At 72.9% G+C, this 12,515-nt stretch carries 8 protein-coding genes; 5 read left to right on the top strand and 3 right to left on the bottom strand.

Annotated elements, in window-relative coordinates:
• Positions 1–75 precede the first annotated feature (75 nt).
• The 3 genes from ACIBUY_RS03195 to eccCa all read right to left on the bottom strand — a co-directional run bounded on the left by ACIBUY_RS03195 (position 76) and on the right by eccCa (position 8,032).
• Positions 76–720 (bottom strand): hypothetical protein, encoded by a 645-nt coding sequence (locus ACIBUY_RS03195; protein WP_365573924.1) that lies wholly within the window; start codon positions 718–720, stop codon positions 76–78.
• On the bottom strand, positions 717–3,992 hold the full coding sequence (locus ACIBUY_RS03190) for a right-handed parallel beta-helix repeat-containing protein (RefSeq protein WP_399151552.1): 3,276 nt from the start codon (positions 3,990–3,992) through the stop codon (positions 717–719). The genes ACIBUY_RS03195 and ACIBUY_RS03190 overlap by 4 nt, the downstream gene beginning before the upstream one ends.
• A 95-nt stretch (positions 3,993–4,087) precedes the next feature.
• Entirely contained in the window at positions 4,088–8,032 is a 3,945-nt protein-coding gene (gene eccCa / locus ACIBUY_RS03185; RefSeq protein ID WP_399151551.1) for a type VII secretion protein EccCa, read from the bottom strand.
• Positions 8,033–8,218: 186 nt separating this feature from the next.
• Between eccCa and eccD the strand changes: the two genes are divergently transcribed.
• The 5 genes from eccD (at position 8,219) to ACIBUY_RS03160 (ending at position 12,499) form a co-directional block, all read left to right on the top strand.
• Entirely contained in the window at positions 8,219–9,607 is a 1,389-nt protein-coding gene (gene eccD / locus ACIBUY_RS03180; RefSeq protein ID WP_365573916.1) for a type VII secretion integral membrane protein EccD, read from the top strand.
• 7 nt (positions 9,608–9,614) lie between these two features.
• A complete protein-coding gene (gene eccB / locus ACIBUY_RS03175; RefSeq protein ID WP_399151550.1) occupies positions 9,615–11,048 on the top strand; it encodes a type VII secretion protein EccB in 1,434 nt (477 codons plus the stop codon).
• Between the two features lie 243 nt (positions 11,049–11,291).
• Complete coding sequence (locus ACIBUY_RS03170; protein WP_365573910.1) at positions 11,292–11,666, top strand: hypothetical protein; 375 nt, start codon at positions 11,292–11,294, stop codon at positions 11,664–11,666.
• A gap of 39 nt (positions 11,667–11,705) precedes the next feature.
• On the top strand, positions 11,706–12,005 hold the full coding sequence (locus ACIBUY_RS03165; protein ID WP_365573907.1) for a hypothetical protein: 300 nt from the start codon (positions 11,706–11,708) through the stop codon (positions 12,003–12,005).
• 17 nt (positions 12,006–12,022) lie between these two features.
• The gene (locus ACIBUY_RS03160) at positions 12,023–12,499 is read left to right on the top strand and encodes a hypothetical protein (RefSeq protein ID WP_399151549.1); all 477 of its coding nucleotides are present in this window, start codon (positions 12,023–12,025) and stop codon (positions 12,497–12,499) included.
• Positions 12,500–12,515: the final 16 nt, after the last annotated feature.

Below are 12,515 nucleotides of genomic sequence, written 5' to 3'. Positions count from 1 at the left end.
GGCACGGCAGGGTCGCCGGGCACTGCCCGGGGCGCGGGCCGCGGGGGATCGGGTGCCGGTCGCGGGGCGCGAGGGTCATCGGGGTGTGGCCTCGTCCGTCGTCGGGGTCTCGGTGGTGGATGTGGTGTCCCGGGGATGGCGAGGGGACGGTGCGGACGTGGTGGTGCGTGGACGGCCGGACGCGTCGGACCGCGGGGGCACGGCGGGTTCGCCCGGTGCCGCGCGAGGCGTGGTGCGCGACTGCCAGGCGGACTGCGCACCCGCCGAGCCGCTGGTGCGAGGGCGGCGCGGGTCCCGGACGGGGGTGCGCTCGGGCGTGCGGGAGCGCGCCGCCGCTCCGGTGGCCGTTCCGGGGCGGCCGGGGGGCGTTGAGCCGTCCGTCGCCGAGGGCACCGCGGGCGTCGGCACGGACGGGGAGAGCCCGCGTTCCCGGCCGGCGCCGAACCGCCCGGCGGGGACGCGCGGGCCGTCCGAGATCCCCGGCCGCCCCGTCGCGCCCGGCGTACCCGGAGCGTTCACGCGGTCACCCGGCGCTTCGGCCGCCGACTGCTCGGTGCGTGCCGGGCGGGCCGTGTGCGCGGGCGCCGGGGCCGGTTGCGGCGCGTTCGCTGCCCGGGGTGCCTCGTCCCGCACCCCGCGCGGGCACTTCGGGTCCCACTCCTGCATGCACACGCTGCACCGCGGCGGGCGCTCCTGCGTCCGCCTGACGAACTCCGTCATGCCATCACGTCCTCGGGGAGCAGCAGGCGCAACTGGTCCGTGTCCGCCTCAGGGACGGACGCGAGACGGCCCGCCTGGCGGGTCATCATCCCTTCCAGCACGGTGCGGGCGTAGCGGCCGTTGCCGAAGCCCGGACCGCGGTGGACCCCGGCGAAGTGGCGGCGCAGCGCCTCCAACGTCTCGGGCGGGCACGTGTAGCCGTCCCGGTGGCTCTGCCGCCGGACGATCTCCACCAGCTCGCCGTCGTCGTACGAGGCGAAGTCGACGGTGCGTCCGAAGCGGGAGGCGAGGCCCGGGTTGGAGGTCAGGAACCGCTCCATCTCGCCCTCGTAGCCCGCCACCACCACGGCCGTGTCGTCCCGGTGGTCCTCCATCAGCTTCAGCAGGGTGTCCACCGCTTCCCTGCCGAAGTCGGAGCCCGCGCCGCCCTCCGGGGTGAGGGTGTAGGCCTCGTCGATGAACAGCACGCCGCCGCGCGCCTCGGCGAACTTCGCCTTGGTCAGCTGGGCGGTGTGGCCGACGTAGCGCCCGACGAGATCGGCGCGCGCCACCTCCACGAGCTGACCGCGCGGCAGCACGCCCATCGCGCCCAGCAACGCGCCGTACAGCCGCGCCACCGACGTCTTGCCGGTGCCCGGCGGGCCGGTGAAGACCAGGTGGTGGGCGATGGCCGGGGCGGGCAGCCCCGCGGCCAGGCGGCGGCGGGTCGCCGACAACAGATTGACCAGGTCGCGGACCTGCGCCTTGGCGCCGTCGAGCCCGATCAGCGCGTCGAGTTCGGCGAGCACCTCGGCGAGGCGGTCGCCGGGACCGGACGCGCCCGCGACGGTGCGGGCGGCGTCCTCACCGACGTCCGTCGGCACCAGGACCGTCAGCTCCTCCTCGGTGGCGTTCGGGGACTCGGCGAGGCGGAACGCCTGGCGGTCCAGCATCTCCTCGAAGACCTTGCGGGCGGTGCGGGCGTTGCCGAAGGACTCGTCCCTGGGCATCTGCGTGAAGTGATGGATCAGCGCCTGCTCGGTGTCCTCGCGCAGCGTGAAGCGGTTCTGCTCGCACTGCCGCCGCACGATGGTGACGAGCTCCTGCGACGAGTAGTTCTCGAACTCCAGGGTGCGGCTGAAGCGGGAGGCGAGGCCGGGGTTGGAGTCCAGGAACCTCCGCATCTCGCGCGAGTACCCGGCCGCGATGACGACGACGTCCTCCCGGTGGTCCTCCATCAGCTTGACCAGGGTGTCCACCGCTTCCCTGCCGAAGTCGGGGCCGCTGCCGCCGTCCGCGGTGAGGGTGTAGGCCTCGTCGATGAACAGGACGCCGCCGAGGGCCTGTTCGAAGACCTCGGTGGTCTTGATGGCGGTGCCGCCGACGATCCGTGCGACGAGGTCGGCGCGGGCCACCTCCACCAGGTGCCCGGAGCGCAGCACGCCGAGCGTGGCGAGGATCGAGCCGTACAGGCGCGCCACGGTGGTCTTGCCGGTGCCGGGCGGCCCGGCGAACACCAGGTGGCGGGAGGCGGCCGGGACGGGCAGTCCCATCTCGCGGCGGCGCCGGGTCACCTTGTTGAGGTTGACGAGGGTGGTGACCTGCTCCTTGACGGTGGCGAGCCCGACCAGACCGTCGAGTTGGGCGAGCGGCCCGGAGAGCCGCCCGGGTCCGTCGCCGTCGGTCCCGGCGGTCGGGGCGCCGTCGGTGCGGTCCCCGAGGGTGTCGGGTTCGGTGTTGTCCTCGCTGGTCAGGTCCTCGGCGGCGAGGCTGCCGTGGGAGACGGTCTGCCGGACACCGGCGCCCGCGTTGCGGGTGACGGTGCAGCCGGTGACGCGGACCGGCCGTTCGGTGGCGATCCGGACGCCGTCCGCGCGGCCGTCGGCGATCTCGCACTCCGTCAGCTGGGCGGCGGCGCCGCTGCCGACGAGCACGCCGTGGCCGCCGCTGCGCAGCACGCGGGTGTGGACGGCGGTCAGTTCGGCGTCGTCGAGGACGGTGACACCCTCCGCGGCGGAGTCTTCGACGAGCACGCCGACCAGCTCCACGGTGCCCTTCCCGGCGGCGGCGATCCCGGCGGCGCGGCTGCCCCGTACGGCGATGTCCTGGAGCGCGGGGCTCGCGGTGTCCACGCGAATGCCGCACTGGCCCGGGTCCGTGACGGTGGTCTTCTCGAACCGGCCGCGGGCGTCGTCCCGTATGTGCAGGCCGTGCCCGCCGGCCTCGACGACCTCGATGTCGCGCAGCGCGGCCCGGTTGCCGCCCGCCAGGACGATGCCGTGACCGCCGGTCCGATGCACCGTCACCCGGTCGACGCGGGGCGCGCTGTCGGCGTCCAGGAGGATGCCCTCGGCCCCGCCGTCCTTGACCAGGGTGCGCTGGATCGTGGGCGCGGCCGCGTTGCGGACGGCGATCCCGGCCGCGGTGGAGTGTGAGACCAGGCAGTCGGTGACGGTGCCGCGGGCGGTGTCGATGGCGAGGATGCCGTGGCCCCGCGCGCCGTTCACCTGTACGTCGGAGAGCTCGGGAGCGGCGGAGGCGGACAGCAGCACACCGTGCGTGACGCTGCCCTCGGCGCGGCAGCCGACGAGCCGGGGCCAGCCGGTCGAGGAGATGTGGAAGCCGATGGTGCAGGAGTCGGTGAGCACGTCGGTGAGACGGGTGGAGGCCTGTTCCTCCAGGGCGACGCCGGGCTTGGGGGTGCCCCGCACGGTGAGGCGTTCGACGGTGCCCGCCGCGCTGCCGTTGGCGAGCAGACCGTTGCCGCGGGCGTCGCGGACCGTGCAGTTGCGCACGGCGGTGGCGGCGGTCTCGCCCAGCACCAGGCCGGAGCTGCCGAGGTCCTCGAAGACGCAGTCCTCCACGACGCTGGTCTCGGGCGAGAGGTCGACGAACCCGGCGCCCTCCGGGTTGCTGACGACGCAGTCGCGCATGGCGAGCGAGCCGCGCTCGCGGGAGAGCAGGGCCGTCCAGGAGAGGGCGTGCACCCGGCAGTTCTCCAGGGCGGCCTGGCCGCGGGGCACGTCGACGGCGGGGGCGTCCTCGTCGGTGCCGCGCAGGATCAGGCCGGAGAGCTTGACGGCCTCGGCGACGACCTGCACGGCGCTGCCCGCGCGCGGGGCTATCTCGGGCGGGTCGTCGGGATCGTCGGCGACGACGGTGACCATCTTGGTGAAGACCAGCGCCTCGTCGTAGCGGCCGGGGCGCAGCCGGATCACACCGCCCGGCCGGGTGGCGGCCAAAGCGGGCGCGATGCCCTGGTAGGGGTCGGTGAGCGTGGTCTGACGGGCCATGCGGTTCCTCTCTGCGTCGCGCGGGGGGTTGCCCTCGCCGCCCGGCCGGCGCCCCACCACAGGTGGTTGCGGAGGCGGCCGGGGCGGCGGGACCGTCAGGCCCGGTGTGCGGTCTGGATCTGCACGGTGCGGCGGCGGGTGATGTACAGCCCCCGTCCCGCGGGCAGGATACGTGGCTTCGTCCCGGGCACCACCTGGCCCTCGCTGGGTGGGCAACTCATCAGCAGCACCGGCGTGTTCGCCTCCACCATGCGACGCAGCAACTGGTCGGACATCATCGCCCGCCCCGATCCGTTGGCGCTGCGGGCCACGACGACGTGCAGCCCGATCTCGTCGGCCTGGGCCAGGAATTCGTGGAGCCGGGCGAAGGGGTCGGGGCTGCCCATCCCGCCGGTGGAGACCAACTCGTGGTCGTCGACGAGGATGAAGAGCCGCGGCCCGCTCCACCAGTCACGCAGCTTCAGCCGGGCCGGGGCGACGTCCGGGCCGGGGACGCGTTCCTTCATCGCCCGTGCCACCCCTTCGATCATCTGGCCGAGCAGGGCCGAGCCGGTGGCGTAGCCGAGCCGGTGCGTGTCGGAAACGGCCTCGGACAGGCCCCGCCGGTAGTCGACGAGCAGGATGCGTGCCTCGTCGGGTCCGTAGCGGGCGCGGATGCCGTCGGCGAGGTGGGCGAGCAGATTGGTCTTGCCGGTCTCGACATCGCCGACGACCACCAGGTGCGGGTGCTCCTCGAAGTCGTGGCGGAAGACGTCGAGCTGTTGGTCCTCCAGACCGAGCGGTACGCGCAAGTCGCCGTCCGCTGCGGGGAGTTCGGAGGCCGGGAGCCGCGTCGGCAGCATCCGCACGGGGGGCGCGCCTGGCCCGTCCCACCCGGCGGCGACCTCCCGGACCAGCGCGGACACGCCCTCGGCGAGGGTGTCGGCGCGCGGGTCGCCGTCGGTGCGGGGCAGGGCGGTGAGGAAGTGCAGTTTCTCGGCGGTGAGACCGCGTCCGGGGACGCCCGGGACGGTGGCCGCCGCCCGCATGTTGATCATCGAGTCGACGGGGTCGCCGAGGCGCAGCTCGAAGCGGGTGCCCAACTGGTCGCGCAGCGCGGAGGTGATCTCCATCCAGCGGCCGGAGGCGACGATCAGGTGCACACCGAAGTTGAGGCCCCGGGAGGCTATGAGGTTGAAGGTGGGGGCCAGGTCCATGAAGTCCTGGCGAATGGTGTTCCAGCCGTCCACGACGAGGAACACGTCGCCGTGTGCCTCGTCCGGGAACTCCCCGGCGGCGCGGCGGCGCCGGAAGTCGGCCATGGACTCCACGCCCCGCTCGGCGAACAGCAGCTCCCGGTGGGTGATGACGCCCGTGACCTCGGCGATCGTACGGGCCATCCGCTCCGGGTCGAGCCGCCCGGTGACCCCGCCGACGTGCGGCAGCCCGGCGAGCGAGGTGAGCGTTCCGCCGCCGAAGTCCAGGCAGTAGAACTGCACGTCGCGCGGCGTGTGCGTGAGGGCGAGCGCGGTGATCAGGGTGCGCACCAGTGTCGACTTGCCGGACTGCGGGCCACCGGCGATGCCGATGTGACCGCCGGCGCCCGACAGATCGGCGACGAGTTCGTCGCGGCGCTGGTCGAAGGGACGGTCGATGACGCCGACGGGGACGGTGAGGAACGTCCCGCCGGGCGCGCCCGGCGGCGGCAGCAGCAGATCGAGCGTCGGGGGCTCGCCCAGCGGTGCCAGCCACACCTGGTGGGCGGGCGGCCCGGAGTTCTCCAGTTTGCCGACGGCGAGGGCGAGCAGGCTGGGCCCGGACGTCTGCTCCTCCTGCTCACCGGACTCGCCTTCGGGCTCGGCGGTGGGCAGGACCCGGGGCGGCACCCAGCCCGCCTCGAACGGCACCACCTGCCCGGCCACCACCGCCTGGCGGACCGCCGGGCGCGCCACCCGGTACGTGCCGGACACGTAGGCGGCCTTGAAGCGGGTGAGGGCACCGACGTCGTTCTTCAGCAGGCCGCTGCCCGGCTGCGGCGGCAGCTCGTAGGCGTCCGGGACACCGAGCACACCGCGGCTCTCCATGGCGGAGAAGGTGCGCAGCGCGATCCGGTAGGAGAGATGGCCCTCCAACTGGTGGATGCGGCCCTCGTCGAGGCGCTGCGAGGCGAGCAGCAGATGCACGGAGAGCGAGCGGCCGAGCCGTCCGATCATCACGAACAGGTCGAGGAAGTCGCGGTGCGCGGCGAGCAGTTCGCTGAACTCGTCGACGACGACGAACAGGGTCGGCAGCGGGGCGAGATCGGCGCCCTTCGCGCGGGCCTCCTCGTACTCGCGCACGGACGAGTAGTTCCCGGCCGTGCGCAGCAGCTCCTGACGGCGTATCAACTCGCCGTGCAGGGCGTCCTTCATGCGCTCCACCAGCGCCGCCTCGTCGGCGAGGTTGGTGATGACGGCGGAGGTGTGCGGCAGCCGGTCCAGGTCGAGGAAGGTGGCGCCGCCCTTGAAGTCGGTGAGGACGAAGTTCAGTGTCTCCGAGGAGTGGGTGAGCGCCAGGGCGAGGACGAGGGTGCGCAGCAGCTCGGACTTGCCGGAGCCGGTGGCGCCGATCAGCATGCCGTGCGGGCCCATGCCGCCCTGCGCCGACTCCTTGAGGTCCAGATGGATGTGGGTGCCGTCCGCGCCCACGCCGATCGGCACCCGCATCCGCTCGCCCGCGCTCCGGGGCCGGTGCAGCTCGGAGGTCTCGGCGGCGTGCAGGTCGCGGATGCCGAGCAGGTCCGTCAGCTCCATGTCCTCCTGCAACGGGCGCTCGGCGCGGGCCGCGGCGCCCAGCCGGTAGGGGGCCAGGGCGGTGGCCAGGGCGCGGGCGGCGTGCGGGCCGAGGGCGTCCGGGCCGCCGAGGGCGGTCTCCGTTGGCTTGCCGTCCGCCGCCGTGGCGAGCAGCACCAGCGCGTCCGGTTCGATCCGCAGCCGCAGCGTGCCGCGCGGCGGGCAGGCACCCTCCAGCGTGCCCCGTACGTCGATGACCACGGTGTTGCGGTAGCCGGACTCGGCGAGCCGGGCCCCCAGGGGGACGGCGGCGGTGTCCAGGACGACCACCGTGAACGGCTCGTCACGGCTGGGCTCGGCACCTGCCTCGAACGGCGGGCGGGCGGCGAACTCCTCGCCCAGCAGCGGCTCCAGCTCGGACACGGTCTCGGCGATGAGCCGGGCCGAGCCGGCACCGTCGACGTCGGCCTGGTGCTGGGCGTGCGGCAGCCACTTCGTCCACGCCCAGGCGGGCTGTGCCTCGCCGTCGGCGACGACGGCGATCGACAGGTCCTCCGGGGCGTGCGCCACGGCGAGTTGGCCGAGCAGCGCGCGCACGGCCGCCCGCGAGGTCTCCCGGTGGTCCTCCTTCGCGGTGCACAACACCCGTGCGAACGACCGCAGTCGGACGGCCACCGGCTGGTCGGGGACGGCCGAATAGGTGTGGATGAAGCGGCGCAGCGCGTGCGCGGAGAGCGGTTCGAGGTCCTCGATGGGCTTGGTGGACAGCGGGTTGAGCCGCAGCGCGAGCTGCTGCTCGCCGGTGCCGAGGCGCACCTCGCCGAAGTCGTCGTGGGTGGTGCGCCGTTCCCACAGCCGCCCGGTGCGGGCCACCGACCAGAGCGCGTCCGGGCGCGGATGACGCCACTCCTGTGCGCGCCGCTGCTGCGCGACGGTCTGCCGGATGCGGCGCCGGCTCGTCGCGAGGTAGCGCAGGTAGTCGCGGCGCTCGGCGCGCAGCTTGCGCTTGCGGTCCCCGGCGGCACGGAGGAACTGGGCCACCAGCATGCCGACGGCCGAGACCGACATCATGCCGATCGCCACCCACATCAGCACGCCGTTGCCCTCGCCGGGCCGGATGAACACCAGCACCATGCCGAGTGAACTCAGGGCCATCGGCAGGTAGGTGACGATGCCGCTCATGGCGCCCTGTGGTTCGGGGAGGGAGGGCGGTTCCTGGAGGGTCAGTTCGCCCTCGGGCAGCTGCGGGCCAACCCGGCGCGGGGGACGCCGAAATGTGACGGTGCTCAAACCGGCTCCAGGATCGATCTGTCGACAATTTCATACGGCAGGTACACGTTGCCGCTTTATGGCGAGAAGCCCATCACGATTAAGTGGACGGGTAAGCGTGATGCCCTGACGGATCTTCACGATAATGTGCACCCGTTCCCGAGTAGAACCCCGATTTAAGAATTAGGCGGGAGTGAATCGCGCACCGTGAGCGACAAGACCGCCGGGCTCTGCCGAATAACCGTCAGAAGTCCGGAGAAAGCCTTCGAACTGGGCATACCCGCTGATGTCCCGCTCGCAGACCTGCTCCCCGTGCTCGTCGAGTACGCCGGCGGCGACCTGCACGAGCAGGGCCTGGAGCACGGCGGCTGGACCCTCCAGCGCCTCGGTGCCGCGCCTCTCGACGAGGAGCGCACCCCCACCTCCCTGGAGCTGCGCGACGGCGAGACCCTCTATCTGAGGGCCCGTCACGAGGCCTTGCCGGAGGCCGACTTCGACGACCTCGTCGACGGCATCGGCGAGTCGCTCCGCGCCCGCCCCGACACCTGGCGCCCCGAGCTGACCCGCCGCCTCCTCATCGGTCTCACCGTGGCCGCGCTGGCCGCAGGGCTGATCACCGTCCTGCTCCCGGGCGACAGCCAGTGGCGGGCCGGGGCCGCCGCCTGCATGGCCGTACTGCTCGTGGCGGGCGGCCTCGCCGCGTCCCGGGCGGTCGGTGACGCCGGTGCCGGAGCCGCGCTCGGCATCCTGGCGGTGCCCTACCTGGCCGTCGCGGGCGCCCTGGTCCCGACCGCCGGACACGGCGAGGACCTGCTCGGCCCCCGGCTGCTGGCCGGCGGAGCGACCGGCGCGGGCGCCGCGATCATCGCCCTGGCGGCGGTGGGCGCCTTCGCGCCGCTGTTCCTGGGGGCGTTCACGCTGGCCGTGTCCGTCGCGGCCTGCGGTGCCATCGCCTCGGCCGGGGCGCCGATCGCGCACGCCGCCGGCTGGCTGGCGGTGGCCGCCGTGCTGGCCGGGGGCTTCGTGCCCAGTCTGGCCTTCCGGTTCGCCGGAATGCGGATGCCCCCACTACCGTCCAACGCGGGTGAACTGCAAGAGGGGATCGAGCCGTTCCCGGCCCGGCAGGTCCGCGAGCGCGCCGCACTCGCCGACGGCTATCTGACCGGCCTTTACGCCGCACTCGGCCTGGTGGCCATGGGCTGTACGACCGCACTGCTCACCGCCCCCGCCTCGGACGGCTGGACGGCGCCCGTGCTCGCCGTCGTGCTGAGCGTGCTGCTGCTGCTCCACGTCCGGGTGGTCGGCGCGGTGCGGCACCGGCTCGCCATGGCGATCCCCGGCGCGTACGGGATCGCGCTGGCCGCGGTGGTACGCGCCGTCGACCAGGGACTGCCGGGGCGCTTCGAGGTGACCGGCGTGCTCGCCGTGCTGGCCGCGATCACCGCCATCGCCGCCTGGACGGTGCCGGGACGGCGGCTCGTCCCCTACTGGGGCCGGATCGCCGACCTGCTGCACACGCTCTGCGCGCTGCTGCTGCTCCCGCTCGCGGTGCTGCTCGCCGGGGTGTTCGGCGCGCTGCGCGGGATCCGGGGGTGAGGCGCTGATGCCGGTGCAGTCGCGCAAGGACCAGGTGCAGGCGCACCTGTACGCGATGTCCAGGCTCTCCAGCAGCCTGCTGCGGGACGACCCCGACGCGTCCGACTCACCGACCGCGCGCACCTGGCGCGGTGTGTTGTGGGGCGCGCTCGCGGTCGTGCTGGCCTGTGTGGTGACGGCGCTGTACGGGCTGATCAAGCCCGGCGGGGGGACGTCCTGGCAGACGCCGGGCACGCTGGTCGTCGTCAAGGACTCCGGCGCCCGCTACCTCAACGTCGGCGGCACGCTGCATCCGGTGCTCAACGAGGCGTCGGCACGGCTGGTCGCCGGAAGCAGGATGACGGTGAGACAGGCGGCGGCGGCCTCGCTGCAGGACGCTCCGCGGGGCGCCCTCATCGGGCTCGTGGGCGCTCCGGACGGGCTCCCGGCATCGACCGGCGATGCCACGTGGGCGGTGTGCGCGGGCGCACAGCCGGCCGGGGCCGCGGGCGGTACCAAGCCGCTGACCAGCCTGGTCGTGGACGGTCCGGCGGAGCTCGGGGACGGGCTCGGCGCGGACCGCGGCGTCCTCGTGACGGCTCCCGGCCAGGGACAGCAACTGGTGTGGAACGGGCGCCGGTTCCGCGTCGGCGCGTCGGGCGGCACCGTGGCGACGCTGGGCTGGGCGGGCATCACGCCGGTGCCGGTCGACGCGTCGTTCCTGACCGCGCTCGACGCCGGGCCGCAGCTCGCCCCGCCGGAGATCGCCGGACGCGGGCAGGCGGGGCCGTCGCTGGCCGGCGGGGCGACCCGGATCGGGCAGCTCTTCTCGTCCGAGGGCCACCACTACGTACTGCGCAAGGACGGCCTCGTGCCCCTGACCGGCCTTGCCCACCGGCTGCTGCGCGGCGATCCGCGCACCCAGCAGCAGGCGTACGGCGACCGTGCGGTGCGGGAACGGCCCATCGGACCGGCCGACCTGGCGGCCCATCAGGCGCCCGCCTCCGCGGCCCAGCAGCTGGCGGCCGGACTGCCGTCGTCGGTGCCGAAGGTGTCGGCGGTGGACCCGGCCGGCCAGCAGGTCTGCGCCCGTGTGGCGCCCGCCGCGCACGGTCACGAGACGACGGTGGCGCTGGTCCCGGCCCGTGCGGTGCCGGGCTCGGCGCCCGCCGTCCAGCCGGGCGTGACGGCGGCGAAGGTGCCGGTGGACCGGGTGTGGGTACGGCCCGGGACGGGGACGCTGGTCCGGGCGCGGTCGTCGGCGGGGACGGGCAACTCGCTGTATCTGGTGGTGGATTCGGGCGTGGCCTATCCGGTGACGAGCGCCGGGCTGAAGCAGCTCGGCTATCCGGCGGGCAACTCCGTGGACCTCCCGGGGGCGCTCCTCGGCCTGCTGCCGAGCGGACCGGTCCTGGACCCGTCGGCCATCTCGGGCAACCCGGCGGGGAAACCGGGCGGTTGAGTCGGCTCGGACGTAATGGTTGGCAGTTCGGTTCCCTCGAAACCGGAACAGTTTCATGAATAGTTCGATACCAGCGCGTCAGGAAAGCCGGGCGGAGGGGAGCTCTCGCTGTTCGGTGCTGACAAGTACTCAGTGAACGGATAATCTCGCAGTCACGGGTGGGGTCGGTGGGGGTGTTGTGACGACTCAGCCGCGCCCTCCTGCCGCTATGCCGAAAAGCCCGATTCAGAGGGAGGCGCAGCTATGCCCGATTACCCCGATTACTATGTCAAGGACGCACAGGCCGCACAGAAAGCGGTGACCGCGCTCGACACCCACTACGGGTTCATGAAGGCGGCGGGTGGCGCGGCCGAGTCCATCAAGGCGAACTTCGAGATGCACTACTCGACGGACGGCGGGTCGGCGCATACCTTCCGGAGCAACTTCACCACGTGGCAAGAGGGTTACCAGAAGGCGATGACCGCCGTCGACACGGTGCTGCAGCAACTGACCGACCAGCAGAGATTCCTGGACGCCGGTGAGCAGGAAGCCCTGGGGCACGCCCAGACGGGCTTCGACACCTCGAGCATCGAGAACATTCTGAACGGCAATGGTGGCGGCGCCGGCACCACCGGCTGACGCCTCCTCTCGTACCGTCGCACCGAGCCGAAGGGAACCATGATGTCGGGCAACATCAAGATCCAGTGGAACAACCTCGCCGACGCCCAGAACGACATGCAGGTACTGACCGCCAACATGCGTCAGGCGATGGAAGAGCTGATCACGGGCGTCGAGAGCCTCAAGCAGGCCGCCCGAGGCTCGTCGGCGAACGCCTGGCAGACCGTCCAGACGCAGCTCCAGACCGCGATCGACAAGATGGACTCGGCGTTCAACCAGGGGCATATGACCCTCTCGAACATGGCTGACACCCATCGGGATCACGACCACCGCGGCGCGAACGCCATGCCGACGCTGTGACAAGGAGCCGGTGAGACATGGTCGACGACGGCACGGGCACGTACAAGGTCACCGAGAACTACCTGAAGACCTTCGCGAGCACGAACCTTCAGCAGTTCATCGACGACTACGAGAACAACCACGCGGTGCGGATGCTCCGCGGCTACGCAGGCGAGGCGTCGTACAGCGAGCCGGGACGCGACCGGATCTACGCGGGATCGCCGAACGGTGTGAAGAGCGCCGACCAACTCTCCGGCAGGTTCGCGCAGTTCAGCGAGACGCTCCGGCAGCAGCTCGTCAAGTTCTCGGACGGGTTCGTGACGCTCCAGCGAGGTCTCAACAACGTCGACCTGACGCTGAAGGACGGCGAGGACAGCGCGTCCGACATCTCGAAGGGTTCGTTCGACGCGGCGACGGCCCCGGCGCTCGGCCGGCTCGGCGGCACGGCACCGGGCGGTACCGGCTCGGCGCCGAGCGGCACCGGCTCCGCGTCGAGCGGCGGCGCGACCGCGTAGCAGAGAAAAGCACGAG

This window comes from Streptomyces sp. NPDC050085 (genome assembly GCF_044460595.1).
Taxonomy (GTDB): domain Bacteria; phylum Actinomycetota; class Actinomycetes; order Streptomycetales; family Streptomycetaceae; genus Streptomyces.
This window is presented reverse-complemented; position numbering and strand designations above follow the sequence as displayed.

Coding starts and splice junctions, on each gene's coding strand:
- ACIBUY_RS03195 (WP_365573924.1), bottom strand. CDS start 720: ATGACGGAGTTCGTCAGGCGGACGCAGGAGCGCCCGCCGCGGTGCAGC.
- ACIBUY_RS03190 (WP_399151552.1), bottom strand. CDS start 3,992: ATGGCCCGTCAGACCACGCTCACCGACCCCTACCAGGGCATCGCGCCC.
- eccB (WP_399151550.1), top strand. CDS start 9,615: ATGCCGGTGCAGTCGCGCAAGGACCAGGTGCAGGCGCACCTGTACGCG.
- ACIBUY_RS03170 (WP_365573910.1), top strand. CDS start 11,292: ATGCCCGATTACCCCGATTACTATGTCAAGGACGCACAGGCCGCACAG.
- ACIBUY_RS03165 (WP_365573907.1), top strand. CDS start 11,706: ATGATGTCGGGCAACATCAAGATCCAGTGGAACAACCTCGCCGACGCC.
- ACIBUY_RS03160 (WP_399151549.1), top strand. CDS start 12,023: ATGGTCGACGACGGCACGGGCACGTACAAGGTCACCGAGAACTACCTG.